The organism is Kitasatospora nipponensis, assembly GCF_039528135.1.
GTDB classification, from domain to species: domain Bacteria; phylum Actinomycetota; class Actinomycetes; order Streptomycetales; family Streptomycetaceae; genus Kitasatospora; species Kitasatospora nipponensis.
The window spans coordinates 20,021-37,067 of sequence record NZ_BAAALF010000075.1; the positions used below are offsets into that span (position 1 = coordinate 20,021).

At 69.1% G+C, this 17,047-nt stretch carries 12 protein-coding genes; 3 read left to right on the forward strand and 9 right to left on the reverse strand.

Features of this window, described 5'->3' with window-relative positions; all coding sequences use genetic code 11:
* Positions 1–173 precede the first annotated feature (173 nt).
* Positions 174–617 (reverse strand): hypothetical protein, encoded by a 444-nt coding sequence (locus ABD323_RS21005; protein ID WP_344443343.1) that lies wholly within the window; start codon positions 615–617, stop codon positions 174–176.
* A 430-nt stretch (positions 618–1,047) separates the two neighbouring features.
* Entirely contained in the window at positions 1,048–2,016 is a 969-nt protein-coding gene (locus ABD323_RS21010; RefSeq protein ID WP_344443344.1) for a DUF389 domain-containing protein, read from the reverse strand.
* 224 nt (positions 2,017–2,240) lie between these two features.
* On the opposite strand from ABD323_RS21010, the gene ABD323_RS21015 reads away from it, so the two are divergent.
* Together ABD323_RS21015 and ABD323_RS21020 are read left to right on the forward strand one after the other, a co-directional pair.
* Positions 2,241–3,146, forward strand: coding sequence for a cyclase family protein (locus ABD323_RS21015; RefSeq protein ID WP_344443345.1), 906 nt, complete (start codon positions 2,241–2,243; stop codon positions 3,144–3,146).
* A gap of 137 nt (positions 3,147–3,283) precedes the next feature.
* Complete coding sequence (locus ABD323_RS21020; RefSeq protein WP_344443346.1) at positions 3,284–4,864, forward strand: GMC oxidoreductase; 1,581 nt, start codon at positions 3,284–3,286, stop codon at positions 4,862–4,864.
* 38 nt (positions 4,865–4,902) lie between these two features.
* On the opposite strand, the gene ABD323_RS21025 is transcribed toward ABD323_RS21020, so the two are convergent.
* The 5 genes from ABD323_RS21025 to ABD323_RS21045 form a co-directional block, all read right to left on the reverse strand.
* Positions 4,903–6,669 carry a cation:proton antiporter gene (locus ABD323_RS21025; protein WP_344443355.1) on the reverse strand — a complete coding sequence of 589 codons (1,767 nt, stop codon included), beginning with the start codon at positions 6,667–6,669 and terminating at the stop codon, positions 4,903–4,905.
* 64 nt (positions 6,670–6,733) lie between these two features.
* Positions 6,734–7,777 (reverse strand): cytochrome d ubiquinol oxidase subunit II, encoded by a 1,044-nt coding sequence (locus tag ABD323_RS21030; protein ID WP_344443347.1) that lies wholly within the window; start codon positions 7,775–7,777, stop codon positions 6,734–6,736.
* A complete protein-coding gene (locus ABD323_RS21035; RefSeq protein ID WP_344443349.1) occupies positions 7,774–9,264 on the reverse strand; it encodes a cytochrome ubiquinol oxidase subunit I in 1,491 nt (496 codons plus the stop codon). Before ABD323_RS21035 ends, ABD323_RS21030 begins: the two co-directional genes overlap by 4 nt.
* The gene (locus ABD323_RS21040; protein ID WP_344443351.1) at positions 9,261–10,634 is read right to left on the reverse strand and encodes an NAD(P)/FAD-dependent oxidoreductase; all 1,374 of its coding nucleotides are present in this window, start codon (positions 10,632–10,634) and stop codon (positions 9,261–9,263) included. The genes ABD323_RS21035 and ABD323_RS21040 overlap by 4 nt, the downstream gene beginning before the upstream one ends.
* Positions 10,635–10,640: 6 nt before the next feature.
* Complete coding sequence (locus tag ABD323_RS21045; RefSeq protein WP_344443356.1) at positions 10,641–11,435, reverse strand: SDR family oxidoreductase; 795 nt, start codon at positions 11,433–11,435, stop codon at positions 10,641–10,643.
* A 1,130-nt stretch (positions 11,436–12,565) separates the two neighbouring features.
* Between ABD323_RS21045 and ABD323_RS21055 the strand changes: the two genes are divergently transcribed.
* On the forward strand, positions 12,566–13,642 hold the full coding sequence (locus tag ABD323_RS21055) for an FUSC family protein (protein ID WP_344443352.1): 1,077 nt from the start codon (positions 12,566–12,568) through the stop codon (positions 13,640–13,642).
* Positions 13,643–13,999: 357 nt separating this feature from the next.
* Here ABD323_RS21055 and ABD323_RS21060 read toward each other — a convergent pair whose 3' ends face one another.
* Positions 14,000–15,823 carry a glycoside hydrolase family 15 protein gene (locus ABD323_RS21060; RefSeq protein ID WP_344443353.1) on the reverse strand — a complete coding sequence of 608 codons (1,824 nt, stop codon included), beginning with the start codon at positions 15,821–15,823 and terminating at the stop codon, positions 14,000–14,002.
* Between the two features lie 399 nt (positions 15,824–16,222).
* On the reverse strand, positions 16,223–16,870 hold the full coding sequence (locus ABD323_RS21065) for a GAP family protein (RefSeq protein WP_344443354.1): 648 nt from the start codon (positions 16,868–16,870) through the stop codon (positions 16,223–16,225).
* Positions 16,871–17,047 lie beyond the last annotated feature (177 nt).

Consider the following 17,047-nt stretch of genomic DNA (forward strand, 5'->3'; position numbering starts at 1 on the left):
GCGGCGCCGTACGGCTTCCGTGTGGGGACCGAGCGGCTCGACTCCGCTGCAGTGCACCACTCCTGACCCGGCGGTCACCGGTTGCCAGGCATCCCCGACGGCATCCGTGGCTCGGGCCCCGTCCACGGGGAACGGGTCCCGAGCCACCGACGCCGTCGGGGAGGGAACGCAGCTCAGCCGAGCCCGAAGTGAATCCCCTCCCCGGGCTCCCGGAGGGTGATCTGGTCGGGAACCTCGTCGAACAGGACAAGCAGCACGTCGGAGCCAAGGTCCGGCGGCCGGGGTGACCCACCCGGGGCGGACACCAGGTCGGGCGTGTGGAGGTGTGCCACGCCGTTCGTCCAGGCGAATCGGGCCGCGCCTGCCGTGCCGGAACCGTTCACGACGGGGAGCTCGGACGGGACGTACTTCCCACCGCTGACGACGACCACGGGCCGACCGTCCCGGTACTCGATCGACAGGGTCGCTACGTCCTCGGGCTTGACCTGGTCCGCCGGGATCAGCGTCGGTTCGGGCGCCGTTGCCTGGGGGGACGGAGGCGATCCGAGGCCTGCCATCTGCTCGGGTGACATCTGCACCTTGGCGGGGCCCTTGGCGTTGGGCGTGGTCTCGGACACGGTGTCTCCTCACCGGACGGCTCGTTGCCGCCCCGCCTGGATCATCCCATGACGAACCGTCAGCACCGCTGCGTTCCATGCTCGCTGCCAACCGGTGGCGCCGGTCCGGCCTCGGGCACCGAGGTCAGGCCCAGCGCCGGCCACGGTTCGCCCGATCCCCGGGATCGGGCGGGCGCTACGCCGCGATCAGCCTCGGCGCGTCGCCGGTCGCACGCTCCGCACCCACGGCGGGCGCACCAGACGGCACGGCGATCACGGTGCACAGGGTCCGGGCCACGCGGCAGCGGCTGACCGTGCCGTGCACAGTCGCTGCTGCGGGCCCCGACGGCCGGCCGCCCGCGCCCGCATCCTGCCGCGGCCTCGTGGGTGACCATGTGGCTGTCCGATCCGTCCGCGCTCTGAGGCGGCCGCGGAGCGCCGACCCGGCCCGTCAAGCCGCCCCGTTGACGGGCAGGTCCGCGCCATGTCGGTGTCGGCCCACCCGTCGCCAGATCGCCCGTTGAGCCTTGAGCATGAGTGTGCCGACCGCGATCAGCACGGCGATGTTGACGAGCAGTTGGATCAGTGAACCTCGGGCCTCGCTCCAACTGCCGAAGGCAAGGGAGACACTGAAGTCCGCAGCCGCCGGGATGGTGGTGACGGAGATGAAGACTCCGAGCAGCGCGCTCGTCCTGGCTTCCGTCAGCGAGACGATGCCCACGATTCCGGCCAGAGCCGCGACAGCGAACGAGAAGAAGTCGGGTGAGTCGATCAGGTGGGAGACCGGTCGCAGTCCCAGGGTGAACGCCTTGGACTGGAACCCGAATCCACGGATCAGCAGGCTGAAGAGGAACGTGGCGACGATGGCCAGTACGAAGCCGACGAGGAGCGCGAGCAGCCCCTGGCGGATCCTCGGCCGCGAGCGCTGGTCGATGCCGAGCGCGACGCTCACGATGGCCCCGTACTCGGGCCCGACGACCATCGCGGCGACGATGAGGATCTGGGAGTTGGTGACGATCCCGACGGCTCCGAGCAGGCCCGCGACGACCAGGTAGAGGTAGAAGGGCGGCGTGTACGTCCCCTGCGCGCGGATGCGGGCCTCGGCCTGTTCCCACATCGGAGCGTTGCCGAGGGCGCCGAGCCGGCTGGCTCTGACCTCGTCGGCCAGACCGGAGAAGGCCATGTCCACCGGCTCGATGACGATCGAACCGCGCCGGTCCAGGCGCAGGTCACGCAGCCGGTGGAGGATCTCGTTCGCCCCGCCCAACAGCACGTCGCACGCGACCTCGTCGCCGTCCGGGTGACGCGCGGCCCCTGGGTGGACGACGAGGTTGAGCACGCTCGAGTCGCCACCGAGGATCTCGAGCGCCCGCTCGGTGAGATCCACGGGGCTGACCAAGCGGACGTGGATCATGTCCATGCGGAACCTCCGTGTTCCCTGTCGCGCCCTCCGCGCCCTGTGGTCCCCTCCAGTAACACCGCGGCTGCGGAATTCGGCAATCCAAGCTCCGCCGGCAGGCCAGGCGGAAAAAGCCCCGCGTCTGTCCGATATTGGATCGTGGCGGTGGCACGACCGATGACTGACGGGAAACGGACCAGTCCATGAACACTCACCCGCAGGCAGGGCCCTCAACTCCAGGGCCAATGAGCCAGGACGACTTCCAGGCACTGTACGAGCGGCTGCGGGAGGGAGCCTGGGGCGGTGCCCGCGGCGCCCTGGACGCCATCACGCCGGAGCGGATCAGGGCGGCGGCCGCCGAGGTCCGTTCCGGTCGGACGGTATCCCTGGCTGCGCCGGTGGAGACCGAACCCGGCCCGGACAATCCGCAGCCGGCCGGTCACCGGCTCACCAGCCCGCCTGAGGACCAGGCAGCGTCCCACGGGCTGCACTTCGCGACGGACCACTTCGGCATGAACGTGCACGGGGATGCCGACAGCCACCTGGACGCGCTCTGCCATGTGGTCTACGACGGCACCCTCTACGGCGGCGTCCCCGCAGCCACCGTGACGCCTGCCGGAGCCACCGTCCTGTCCGTTGAGATCGCGAGCGAGGGGATCGTCGGGCGCGGCGTACTGCTCGACATCCCACGACTGCGGGGCGTGCCGTGGCTCGAGCCCGGTGACCACGTGACGTACGACGACCTCGTTGCCGCCGAGTCGGCCCAGCAGGTCCGGGTCGGCGAGGGCGACCTGCTCTTCGTCCGGGTGGGCCACCGCCGCCGCCGTATCGAAACCGGGCCCTGGGAGGCCGCAGCCACCCGCGCAGGACTCCACCCCACCGCGATGAATTTCCTGGCGGAGCGCCGCGTGGCTGTGCTCGGAAGTGACAGCAACAACGACACCGCACCCAGCTCGACGGACGGCGTCGCCTTCCCCGTGCACGTCCTCGGGATCCACGCCCTCGGCATCCACCTTCTCGACTACCTCCAGTTCGAGGACCTGGTACCGGTCTGCGAAGAGGAGGACCGCTGGTCGTTCCTGTGCGTCGTCGCGCCGCTGCGACTGCCCGCGGCCACCGGCTCCCCGGTCAATCCGATCGCGATTCTGTGAGCATCCGGGCGAACGGGTGAACGGTCCGCGCCGCCTCGACGCTCCGTTCGCCCGTGGTGATAACAGCCGATAGCTTGCGTTTTGACCTATTTCGGCCGCGCTGGAGCGAGGCCGACGACTCGAGGACGGAGGCCAGCGTGGCCGACGATCAGCACTACGACGTCATCGTCATCGGAACGGGTGCAGGCGGAGGCACCATCGCCCACCGGCTCGCCGGCTCCGGCAAGCGGATCCTGATCCTGGAACGCGGCGACTACCTGCCGCGTGAACGGGACAACTGGGATTCCACGGCTGTCTTCGTCAAAGGCAAGTACCTCGCGCCGGAATCCTGGTACGACAAGCACGGCCACGAGTTCCAGCCCGAGGTCAACTACTACGTCGGCGGGAACACCAAGTTCTACGGCGCCGCCCTGTTCCGCCTGCGCCCTGAGGACTTCGGCGAACTGCGGCACCACGGCGGCATCTCCCCCGCCTGGCCCATCGGTTACCAGGATCTCGAGCCCTACTACACCCAGGCCGAGCACCTCTACCTGGTGCACGGCCGGCACGGCGAGGATCCCAGTGAGGGTTCGGTCAGCGCGCAGTACGCCTATCCGCCGGTCCAGCACGAACCGCGGATCCAGCAGCTCAGCGACGATCTGGAGAAGCAGGGACTGCACCCCTTCCACCTGCCCATCGGGGTCAACCTCACCCAGGACCAAAACGGCCGCGCCACTCACGAGAGTGTCTGCATCCGCTGCAACCGCGTGGACGGCTTCCCCTGCCTGGTTCGCGGCAAGGCCGACTCGCAGGTCATCTGCGTCGAACCTGCTCTGGAGCACGACAACGTCCGTATGGTCACCGGCGCCAACGTTCGGCGCCTGGAAACCGACGCGACCGGACGCGTGGTCACGCAGGTGGTCGCCGAGCTCGACGACGGGTCCACCGCGGGCTTCAGCGCCGACATCGTGGTGGTCGCCTGCGGGGCGGTGAACTCCGCCGCGCTGCTCCTGCGGTCGGCCAACGACCGGCACCCCCGCGGGCTGGCCAACAGCTCGGACGTGGTTGGCCGCCACTACATGCGGCACAACAACCTCGCCCTGATGGCGGTCTCGAAGGAGCCGAACGACACCCAGTTCCAGAAGACCCTCGCACTCAACGACTGGTACCTCGGAGCCGACGACTGGGACTACCCGCTCGGCGGCATCCAGATGCTGGGCAAGTCCGACGCCGACCAGATCCGCGGCGAGGCGCCCCGCTGGGCCGGCAAGGTCTCACCCGACATGCCCTTCGAGGTGCTGGCTCACCACGCGGTGGACTTCTGGCTGTGCGGAGAGGACCTGCCCCAGCCGGACAACAGGGTCACCCTGGACGGCGAGGGGAACGTCCACCTGGCCCTGGACGAGAAGAACAACATGGAGGCGCTCAAGCACCTGCAGCGCAAGCTGCAGAGCATGCTGGGGCATCTGGGGATGCATCCTCATCACCTCATGCCGCACAGCCTCTACCTGCACAAGGGGATGCCGATCGGCGCCACCGCCCACCAGGCGGGCACCGTCCGGTTCGGCAGCGACCCCAGCAGTTCTGCCCTCGACGTCAACTGCAAGGCCCACGACCTCGACAACCTCTACGTCGTGGACACGAGCTTCTTCCCGAGTATCGGCGCGGTCAACCCGTCGCTGACCGCAATCGCCAACGCGCTGCGGGTCGGTGACCACATCACCGAGCGCTTGCGCTGACGACGACCCTGCCGTGCCTCCAGCTCCGCGCCCGCCGCCTACCCGGGTGGGGGCGCGGCAGGACCGAGCAGGATGACGACGTCGCCGGCCTCGGGCGTCACCGGGTGGCTCTCGGTGACCGCGGTGAGCTTCCCGTCGGGGCGCACGAAGAACAACACGTCGTGCCCGGCGGGAACGCCGCCGTCGACCCGGTACGTGACGATCTGGGCACCGGCCTCGTACCGGCGGGCCAGCTCGGGTCCGGGGAGCGCGGGGCCGAAGAGCGGTTCCCCGCCGGTGAACGGCGCGACCACGCCGTGACTGCGGGTGGGGGGCCCGAGGCGCTGGACCGGCTCCTCGACGATGCCCCGCAGGTTCACCGCGGCCAGCGCGTTGAAGTCGTCCTCCTCGGTGAGCAGCAGGACCGTGGTGATCCCCTCCAGTTCCGCGCCCTCGCCGGTGGCCGCCGCGAAGAGCTCCCCCGGTGCCAGTTCGAGCCCGGCCTCGCTGATCTGTTCGCGTTGTCGGTCCTCTCCGGCCCACAGCAGTACGTCGAGACCGGCCGAGCGCATGGCCAGCCCCAGATCGACCACCCACTGCGCGCCGCCGACGAGCAGGGGGCGGGAGCGGGACGGTCGCAGCACCTCCAGACGCCGGGCCACGGGAAGGGCCGTCAGACCGTACAGAGTGACGGTGGCCACGATCACGAGGAAGGTGACGGGGAGGATCTTCTCGGCACCACCGACACCCTTGCCGACCAGCGTGGCCGAGAACGTCGAGGCGGTGGCCGCGGCGACGATGCCCCGTGGTGCCATCCAGCCGATGAACGCCCGCTCGCCACGCGGAACATCGGTCCGAGCGGTGGCGAGGGCGGCGACGAGGGGCCTGACCGCGAGGACCAGGGCAGCGACGAGGCCGAGTGTGGGCAGGAGCAGGTGTTTCAGCGACGCGGGGGTGACGGTGGCCGAGATGGAGATGAACAGCAGCCCGATGATCAGCGACACCAGGGTCTCGAAGAACGGTCGCCGCACCGGCAGGTCGAGGCCGGGAAGGTTGGCCACCACCATCCCCATCACGACCGCGGCGATCAGCCCGGTGTCGTCGCGGATGGCGTCGCAGGCCGCCGCCACGCCGACCGCCGCGGCGAGTTGCACCGTGGTCCCGAGGACCTCCTCGAGCCGCAGGCGACGTAGGAGCATCCACAGGAGGGCAGCTCCCACCGCACCCCCGAGCAGGCCGACCGCCGCACTGGCCGCGAAGTGCGCCACCTGGGCGCCCAGGCCCTGGTGGGTACTGGAGACGACGCCGTGGAAGACAAGTGCACCGAGGATGCCGCCGATCGGATCGATCAGCGACCCCTCCCAGACCAGGATGCGCTGCAGCCTCTCGCTCGGACGCACGAAGTTGAGCAGGGGCCCGACCACCGTCGGTCCCGAGACGACGAGGATCGCTCCCAGCATCACCGCCGAACCGTTCGAGATGCCGAGGAGCGGGGCCGCAAGGGCGGCGGCGGACGCCCAGGTGATGAGCGTGCTGAGCCAGATGAGCCGGATCACGACGCGACGCATGTGTCCCTGGAGCCTCTGCAGGTCCAGTCCGAGTCCGGCGTCGTAGAGGATGACCGCCACGGCCAGCGACACCATCGGCGAGAAGGCTGCGCCCAGCAACCGGTTGGGGTTCACGTCGTCGGTCAGCGCGCCGGCGGCGAATCCGACCGGCAGCAGGACGATGAGCGCGGGGATGCGTAGCCGGCTCGCCAGCAGCTGGGAGCCGACCGCAAGCACGACGATGAGTCCCAGGCCGGCCAGAATCTGATTTTGCGTCATCACGCCTCCGGACCGGTTGAGCTTCTGACGATCGGTCATACTCCGTTGCTCGTAGGCCTCCGGGTCAGGAAGACGTTCCCTCCGCGGCACCGGGGCCTTCGACGTCCGCGTCCGTCTGCGCCTCCAGCAGACCGCGCGTGTCGAGGCGGTAGAGGAGGAACAGCGCCGGGCCGACCAGCACGATCGCGATCACGGTGACCAGGATCAGCCACTGCAGCGGTCTGGTCGCGCCGGCAGCCTGCTGGACGGTGAGGGAGGTCGGCACCAGGTAGGGGCGCTGCGCGGTGCCCCAGGCGCCGATGGTCAGGGCCACGGCGGCGACGGAGGTGAACCGGGCCCAGCCCGCCCGACCGACGACCAGCCACGCGGTGGCCAGGGCGGCCACCAGCGAGAGGAGGACCAGGAGGAGTCCGAGTCCGTGGGTAAGCCCGTGGTACACGTACGAGCTGTGCTTGTGGGTGGTGGCGAGGCCGATCAGGGCCAGGACGGCCACGACGACCAGGGCGCACCAGGAGCGCAGCCGGAAGTACTTCGCCAGGTCCGGGGCGTCGAAGCGGCGGGCGTCGGCGGTGAGGAACACCGCTCCCAGGAAGGCGGTGGCCGCGACCGCGAGCAGGCCGGCGATGATGGAGGTCGTGTTGGCCCACACATCGGCCGAGGCCGTGACGCCCGGAGCGGCCCGACCAGATGCCACACCGCCGACTGCGGCTCCCAGGAAGAAGGGCGTCAGCAACGAGGAGACCGCGAAGATGGCACCGTAGATCCGGCGCCGGGCCAACCGGGTTGTGGGCTTGCGCAGAGCGAAACCCGCGCCGCGCAGCACCAGGCCGACGGCCGCCAGAGCCAGCGGCAGCCACATCGCGGTAAAGACGGCCTCGAAGAAGATCGGGAATCCGGTCCACATGAGGATGAACACGAAGATCAGCCAGACGTTGTTGACCTCCCAGACCGGTTCCATGGCGTGGTCGATCAGCCAGCGCGGACGCTCGCCCCGATGGGTTCCGCCGGCGACCAGGTCCCAGAAGCCCGCACCGTAGTCCACGCCTCCGCCGCAGGCGTAGGCGGCGACCGCCACGAGCAGGATCCACGCCACGACACCCGCGGTCACTCCGTGCCTCCTTCCGCGGGTCGGGTCCCGTCCTCGGGTGGCAGCCCTGTGGAGGCCGAGGCGACGGCCACCGGCTCCGGCCGGGGTCCGTAGGGGGTGTCCGACTCCGGGCCCTCGTCCGGCCGGCGGGCCAGGCCCAGGTCGGAGCGGCGCCAGCGCCGGCTCATCATCCGAACCACTCCCACGAATGCGCCGAACACGAGGACGTAGACCACGACGATGATGGCGAACATGGTCCAGAGCGAGCCGGCCTCGGTGGGTGTCACCGCGTCGGAGACCCGCATGTACTGGTAGACGATCCAGGGCTGCCGGCCCACCTCGGTGGTGATCCATCCGCATTCCACGGTGATCACGCTGGCCACGCCGGCCAGTGCGGCGCAGCGGAAGAACCACGGCGTCTTGGGCAGGTCCCGGCGCCGCCACCAGTACAGGGCGTACCACAGGGCGAGCAGGATGAGCACGCTGCCGATGGTCGCCATGATGTCGAAGGTCCAGTGCACCAGGGTGGCTTCCGCCGGGGTGGGCCGGTCGGCGGCCGGAACCGAGGTGAGGCCCGTGACCTGTGTCTTCGCGCTGAACCCGGCGAGGAAGGAGTCCAGGTTCGGGATCTTCAGGCCGCCTTTGACGCTTCCGTCGGACTGCAACCGGCCGAACAGGTACTCCGGGACATGTGTATCGGTGTTCCAGACGATCTCGGCCGCGGCGAACTTCACGGGCTGCTTGTGGTAGACCTGCCGCGCGATGTTGTCGCCGAGGAAGAACTGCAGCGGGGTGAGGATGGCGGCGACGGTGAAGGGTACGCAGAAGCCGAGCTTGTGGTAGCGGTCGCGTCGTCCCCGTAGCCAGCCCATCGCGTAGACGCCGGCCACGACATAGCCTGCGGTCAGGAACATGGCGACGACGAAGTGCCAGTACTCGGGGCCGAACATCGGGGTGAACACGGCCTGCTGGACGCTGACGTCCGTCGGCCTGCCGTTGGCGTCCAGAGTGAAACCCTGGGGGGTGTTCATCCAGGAGTTGGCACCGATGATGCCGAAGGCACCCATCAGGGCGGTGAACGGCAGCGGAACGGCGAGCCAGAAGTGTGTCCACGGCTTGAGGCGGCGCCAGCCGTAGAGGTAGATCGCGATGAGCACCGCCTCCAGGAAGAAGGCCCACGCTTCGACCCCGAAGCCGAGGCCGAACACGTCTCCCCAGAGGCCCATCATCCCGGGCCAGAGCAGGCCGAACTCCAACGACAGGACGGTGCCGGTCACGATGCCGACGGCGAACTGGACGGCCATCACGGCCGACCAGCGGCGGGCGAGCAGCAGCGCGACCGGATCGTTCTTCCGCAGCGCCCGGTGGTGCATGATCAGGGTGATGAACGGCAGTGCCACGCCGAAGGGCACCAGGAGGATGTGGCAGCCCAGGGTGAAGGCCATCATCTGGCGGGCGGGCGCCAACTGCTCGGGGCCGCTGGCCAGCAGCGCCGTGAGAGAGTTCATGCAGGCCTCGATGGATCGTGCCGCTCGGCCTTGGGATCGGCCGGCGTGCCGGACAGGGACGCCGCGTCCGCCGCGTCATCCTGCGGTCGGGGTGAGGTGAAGGCGCGTTCGCGCCGGGAGCCGGAGGCGAAGACCACCGCCCAGCTGGCCAGCGCCCCGAGCCGGCTGCGGAAGCCGGTGAGGAAGACGATGTGGATGCACAGCCAGATCAGCCAGCCCGGCAGCCCGGACGCCTCGAACCGGCCCATCTTGACGACGGCCCGTCCACGGCAGATGTAGGCCGCGCTTCCCAGGTCCAGGTAGCGGAACGGGCGCGCCGTGCGCGTCCGGCCCTCGAGGTCGTGCCGGATCCGGCGGCCCGCGTAGGCGCCGCTCTGCATCGCGACCTCGGCCAGGCCTGGCAGCTTGTTCAGGCTCATGAGATCGCCCGCGACCCGGATCTCCGGATGGCCTGCGACAGTGAGATCCGGTTCGACCATGATGCGCCCCGCGCGGTCCTGCTCCGCTCCGGCCGCCCGGGCGAGCGTGGTGGCGAACGGGGGGGCCTCGACCCCCGCGGTCCACAGCACCGTGCGTGCCTCGAAGCGTTCGGTGCCGCCGTCGTGCCGGCGGACCGTCAGCCCCGAATCGTCCACCTCGGTGACGATCGAGCCCAGACGGATCTCGACGCCGAGTTTGCCCAGTGTCCTGGCGGCACGGCGGGCCAGCTTCGGGCCGAAGGCGGCAAGGACCGCGTCCGAGCCCTCAAAGAGCAGCACCCTCGCCTGGCTGGGGTCGATGCCGGAGAACTCCCTGTCAAGGGTGAGGCCGGCGATCTCCCTGATCTGCCCGGCCAGCTCGACACCGGTCGGACCGGCCCCGACCAGGGCGAAGGTGAGCCAGGCGGCGCGTTCCTGCGGGTCGTCGGCAGACTCGGCCATCTCGAACGCTCGGTAGATCCTTCGCCGCAGGTCCAGAGCGTCGTCCAGCGTCTTCATGCCCGGTGCGTGTTCGGCGAACTCGTCATGGCCGAAGTACGACTGCTTCATGCCGATGCCCACGATCAGATCGTCGTAGGGAAGGGCGAGGCTGCTGCCGTCCGGTCGCACGGCGTGCACCACCCGACCGGCGACGTCCACGTCCGTGGCCGTGGCGAGCAGGCACTGCAGGTTCTCGTGGCGGCGCAGGACCGCGCGCAGCGGCTGGGCGATCTGGCCGCTGGACAGGATCCCGGAGGCGCACTGGTAGAGCAGGGGCTGGAAAAGGTGGTGCGCGCAGCGGTCCACCAGTGTCACCGCGACGGGTGCCTTGCGCAGTGCCCGGACGGCGAAGAGTCCGGCGAAGCCGCCGCCGATGATGACCACCCGGCGAGGGGTGACGTGGTCGTCCACCGGAGGTCAGCCTCCTGTGGCGAAGCCGGGGAACAGGGTCATCCCGCCGTCGACGTAGATCGTCGTGCCGACGACGTAGTCCATCAGATCGGACGCGAGTACGGTCACCGCGTCGGCGATGTCCGACGGGTCGCCGACCCGGCGGTAGGGGATCAGCCTGAGGAGTTCCTGTTCGGCCTCGGGCGTGTCCCAGGCGCTGCGGTTGATCGGGGTACGGATGGCGCCCGGCGCGACGGCGTTGACCCGGATCCCGTGAGGACCGAGCTCCTGCGCCAGGGTCTGCATCAGCATCAGGACACCGCCCTTGGAGGCGGCGTAGTTCGCGTGGCCGGCCCAGGGGATGATCTGGTGCACCGAGCTCATGCAGACGATCTTCCCTGCCGAACGGGACACCTCCGGGACCACGCCCCGGCGCAGGAACTCCTTCGCCGCCTCCCGCGCGCACAGGAACTGGCCGGTGAGGTTCACGTCGAGGACCTTGTTCCACTGCTCGACGGTCATGTCCGTCAGGGCGGCGTCCCGCTGCAGGCCGGCATTGGCCACCAGGACGTCGATGGTGCCGAACTCCTCCAACATGCGCGAGAACATGCCGACGACCTGGCTCTCGTCGGACACGTCCGCCTCGTGTGCAAAGGCCTTCACGCCGAAGCTCTGGATCTTGCTGACGACGTCCTCGGCCGCCTCCCGACCGAAGACGTAGTTGACGACCACATCCGCCCCCGCGCGGCCCAGTGCGATCGCGGTTGCCAGGCCGATGCCGGAGTTGGCCCCGGTCACCAACGCCTTCTGCCCCCGCAGCAGCGGCAGCGCTGCCGACTGCCCTCCGCTGTCCGCCGGTGTGGTCACTGTCGTCTCCCGTTCCTGGTGTGCCCGATCGCCTGGACCGACTGAACTGCCTTGCCGGACTGCCTTCGTCACCCCACCACCCGAGGCAGCCGACCGCACCTAGGCGCGCGCTTCGTTGGGCCGTCGGAGGGATCTGCCGTCCGTCCGACGGCGCAGCCGGCATGGCCGGTGGTCCACGCCTGGGAGATCACGCTCACCTGGACGACACGACCACGATCTCGAGCTCCTCGCCCGCGAGGGTGAGCTGTGCCTGGGCCCGGGTAGGTCGGTGGGCACGGCAGGAACGCGGAGGTCTGCCGCCGCATGAGGACTGATCAGGGTTTACGCCACAGCGGATGCCCGACCGGCAGCGGCACCGGACCCGTTACGTCGAGGGCGGCACTCAACCGTCCGGGCTCAACTCCGTCAGCAGGGCGGCGGTGTCGACGGCGCCGCGCGCCAGGTTCACGGCAGGGCTCGTCCCCCACAGCTGCCAAGAGGCCAAGGTTCACGACGGGAGGCGGCAGCGTCCGTTGCGTGGAACGGAACGGACGAACGCGTGATGGCCGAGGGCATGGAGCTGTCGGACCAGGTCACGGGGTGTTGCGGGCGGTGTTGAGGTGAGTTTGGTGCCGGTCTGCGCCGAGGTCCTGGTAGCGGGCCTCGGCGTCGTTGACGAGGCGCCAGGCGGTAACGAGGCCTGGTGCTCCTCTTCGAACTACCTCTTCAGGGCCTCAAGGAGAGCCTCCCACTTCCCGAGCACGCACCCCCGCACGGCAGCCCGGCTGACATGCGGGGGGGTGCTTCTCACCTGAGGTGGCCCACGGAATTTCAACGGTGTGTGACATGCCGCTTTGGCGTAACCGAGGGTGTAGGGCTTGGGCCGTCATGCTGTGCTGTGATCGGGCTCCGTCATGAGAGACCGCTTGTGCACGGGTCGCTTGAGATGTTGTTCGTGATGATCCGGCAGGACCTGCCGGTCACTGCGAGGCGATCTCCCTGTTGTGCGGGACCGGGAGCGGCATGCCTGACGACTACGACGAGCGAGGGCGGCAATGACCACTGCGAGTGGACGAGGAGGACAGCCCAAACACCGGGGGACGGTCATGAGCTGGCTGTCGAAGGTGTTCGAGCTCAACCCCGCAGGGCTCAACTGGCCGCGCGCGGTGATGTTCCTGGATGCCGCACTGGTGCCGTTGGTCGTCTTCTGGGCGATCGGGTATCAGCAGTACCTGCTCAGCGCATTGTTCGGCCTGCTGTTCGCGGGGATGGCCGACCCGGGAGGCGGCTACGGGCATCGCGCGTCGAACATCGCCGTCTTTGCGCTGATCGGCGCAGGATTGACCGCGCTGGGGTTCGCCATCGGGGCGGACGCCTGGGGCTGGCTGGTGCTTGCGACATTCCTGGTCACGCTGGTGGCCGGCCTGGCGGCCGCCTTCGGGGTGCACAGGTTCGTCACCGCTCTGCTCCTCAACCTCTGGTTCATCGTCACCATCGCGCTCGCGTCCGGCCTCCACCAACACGCCCGCATCACCAACTACACGTGGGCTCAGGTGGTCGCCTGGGCCGGGGGGTCGGCGCTCTGGATCGTGGTGACGTTCTTCGCGTGGCTAATCCGCGGGCGCAAGGACCAGCCCCCGCCGGTCGCGGAGCTCCCCGGTGACACCTCGCGGAAGAAGCTGACCCCGCCACTGGTCATGTTCGCGGTGATCCGCGCCCTGGCCATCGCCGGCACCATCGCGCTGGCGTTCGGACTGAACCTGTCGCACGGTGTCTGGATGCCGATCGCGACCATGGTCGCATTGAAGCCCAGCCTGGAGCAGAACACGCTCGTAGCCGCGCAGCGACTTGCCGGCGCGCTGATCGGCGCCGTCGCGGCCGCGCTGATCCTGCTGGTGCCCGCCAGTGAACACGGACTCAGGCTGTTCGCGGTCGACCGCGGACTCGAAGTGGTCGCACTCGTCCTGCTGATGCACGGGGCGGCCATTCGCTTCTACAACTACGCGCTCGAGACTGCGGCGATCGCCGCGGGCGTGCTCATCCTGGTGGACCTGCCCCAGCCCTCCGACTACGCCGCCGAGGGCTACCGGGTGCTGTGGACGTTGTGCGGCGTGGGGATCGGCGTGCTCGTCATGCTGCTCGCGGGCCTGCTCGCCAAGCACACCGCCAGAGCTTCGACATAACCCGTCCGAGCGTGCGGCTCCGACTCCCAGCACTGAATCCGTCCGGCCGACCGGCATCCGGACACCGAACCCACAAGCCCTCCCGCACCGCCGTCGCCGTCGATGGCTCGGGGCCACCAGCTGGCCATGCACCGTTTCGCCGTCAACTCCGGCACGTTCCGACAGTTCGTGGCCCGCCGCAAGGTGACCCAGCACTCCCTGCGCACCGGCTCTCCCCGTCCGGACGAATGCCACCGCCAACTCGCGCACGCCCGTCGCACCCGCCCCCGCCACGGGTCGAGTGGGCACAGGTGGTTCGCCCGACCGAACACCGGCCGGGCGAATGATCGCTGGTCCAGGGCCCCCCTCCCAGGGACGTCACTCGGACACGTTGTCGAGGGCCTCGTCCAAGGCGGTGGCGGCGGTAATGAGCGAGAGGTGGGTGAACGCCTGGGGGAAGTTGCCCAGCTGCTCGCCGCTGGGACCGACCTCCTCGGCGAACAGACCGACGTGGTTGGCGTAGGTGTGCATCTTCTCGAACGTGTAGCGGGCCTGGCGCAGCCGGCCGGCCCGGGCGAGGGCGTCCACGTAGAGGAAGGTGCACAGGCTGAAGGTTCCCTCGGAGCCGCGCAGGCCATCGGGGGAGGCAGCCGGGTCGTAGCGGTAGACGAGGCTGTCCGAGACCAGCGTTCGGTCCATCGCGTCCAGGGTGGACAGCCACGTGGGGTCGCGGGGTGCCACGAAGCCCACCCGGGGCATCAGCAACAGCGAGGCGTCCAGGACGGCGTCCTCGCCGTAGTGCTGAACGAAGGCCTTGTCGGTCTCGCTCCAGCCGCGCGACATGACCTGCACCAGGATGGCGTCCCGGGCCTTGGTCCAGCGCTCGGTGTTGGCAGGCCTGCTGAACTGAGCGGCCATGGCCAGTCCGCGGTCGAAGGCAGCCCAGCACATCACGCGGCTGTAGGTGAAGTCCTGGCGTCCGCCTCGGGTCTCCCAGATGCCCTCGTCGGGCCGGTCCCAGGTGTCGGCCAGCCAGTCCAGGCCGTCGGCGACGGCCCTCCAGCCACGGTAGTCGGCCTGCATGCCGATCGTCCGGTCCTCGGAGAGGCCGTAGAGCGCCTCGCCGTAGATGTCGAGTTGGAGCTGGTCGGCGGCTGCGTTGCCGACGCGTACCGGATACGAGCCGCGGTATCCCTCGAAGTGTTCGAGGATCTCCTCGGTCAGGATGGGCTCTCCGTCGACCCGGTACATGATCTTGAGGGCTTCCTTGCTGCCCTGCTCCTGCTCAGCCAGGATCCGGTTGCGGAGCCAGTGGGTGAAAGTGGTGGCTTCCTTGGTGAATCCGAGGTCGAGCAGGGCTCGTATGGACAGGGAGCCGTCGCGGACCCAGGTGTAGCGGTAGTCCCAGTTGCGTTCCCCGCCGACCTGTTCTGGCAGGCCCATCGTCGCTGCGGCGACCGGTGCTCCGGTGGGTGCGTAGGTGAGCAGCTTGAGGGTGATGGCGGAACGGTTGACCATGTTCGGCCAGCGGCCGTGGTAGCGGGACCCGCGTGTCCAGCGCTGCCAGTAGTCGACGATCTCCCAGAGCTTATCCTCCGCCTCCGCAGTCTTCACGGGAGGCGGAGGAGGCCCGACAGGGCTGCAGACGGTGAAGACGACTACTGCAGTCTCGCCCTGATGGAGGGTCACGGTGCCCACAGCGTCGCTGGTGTCTCGCTCTATGGGGAAGGTGGCCTGCAGGTGGGCGGTGATCTCAGGCGCCCGGAACACCGCGCCGTCGTGCGTGAGGTCCAGGTCGTGAGAGGCGCGGCCGTAGTCGAAGCGCGGACGGCACTCCAGGGTGAACTGGACCGTGCCCCGAACCGCGCGGATCAGGCGCAGGAGGGTGTGCCGGTCGGTGACGGTTTCCGAGCCCGCGGGGTCCATGCAGTCGAGGACCTCGCCGACGCCGTCCGGCGACATGAACCGGGTGACCAGGACGGCCGAGTCCGGGTAGTACAACTGCTTGCGGGAGTCATCCGGAGCGTCCGGCGCGATACGGAAGTAGCCCCCCTTGTCATGGTCAAGCAGGGCGGCGAAGATGCTCGGTGAATCGAAACGCGGAGCTGCGAACCAGTCGACGACTCCCTGCGAGGAGACCAGGGCTGCGGTCTGCAGGTCGCCCACCAATCCGTGGCTGGCAATCGGAGGGTAGCGGTCCATGAGCGTCCAATCGAAGGTATCCCCCTTCCACTATCGGACGAGCCCAACGCCCTCGCCTCTCGTGGTCGCACCGCCCCAGCGGGCCGCTCGGCGGGCGCGACGGTCACCATCGAGGACCAGCAGGCGGACGTGGGTGACATCGTCACCCAGCCCGGCTTCTTGTGCGTCGTCGGGGACGACATCTGCATGAGCCGCGAGAACGCCTCGCCCATCACGCCCGACTACCGAGCACCGTTTCGCTTCACCGGGTGCACACTCGACAGGTCGTCCTCGATGTCCCCGGCGAGCGTGAGATCGAGCACGCGGCCCGGGTCCGTTTCTGGCTCGCGATCGACTGAACCGTGAGCTGCAGACGTGCTGAGGCTCGTAGCGGTGCGAGGCTCAGCAGTCGACATCGGGTCATACGAGCTGCGAGAGGCTCCTGCCCACCAACCAGAGGCCGATCAGGAGCGAGAACACGACGATCGTCTGCTCCTCGTGGTCGACGATCCACCGACGTAGCCCCTCCAGCCTCTTCTCGGCGGCGGTCGGGGCGAAGACGGTGTAGAGCTCCATCGCCAGCTGGCTCGAGGTCGCGAGGATGCAGAAGGCGAACAGGACGAACCAGGTGACGGAGTTGGACAGGTCCGCGTGAACCACTGCGGCCCCACCGGCGGCCACCAGCCCCCCTGGCTGGAGCAGCACCGCGATGCCGGCCGCCGACCAAGCGTTGGACTGGTCAAGCCTCGCCTGCCACTTCGGGATCTTGCGCTCGTGCGGTGCCCTCAATCGGCGCCCCTTGTGCTCGCCGTACGCGATCAGTCCGAGGCCGACCACCAACTTGACCACCTCTGCAGCCGTCGACGAGGCCGAGTTCTTGGGCGCTGGGTGACCACCGGTCAACAACAGCACAGCGGCGACCACCACGACCAAGCACGTCAGCCAGGCAAGGATGAAGGCGAGCCCCTTCCTGATTCCCCGCTCAGAGGACAGCAACAGCACGAACGCGACGAGTGGGAGCGGCTCCAGCGTGATCGCCAAACCGATCACGATGAGCTCCAGGACCATCGTCAGCCACCTTCTGGACTTCCCGGACCCCAGTGGCCCTCCGGCAGTATCCACAGTCTTCCGCCAGGATCATCGGCCGACACGCGTCGCAGCCGATCACTCACAAGGACGGGTGCCGGCTGCGACGGTCAGTAGCCGGTGCCGCGCTTGATTTGGGCCCGCTCGACCTCGGAGGTC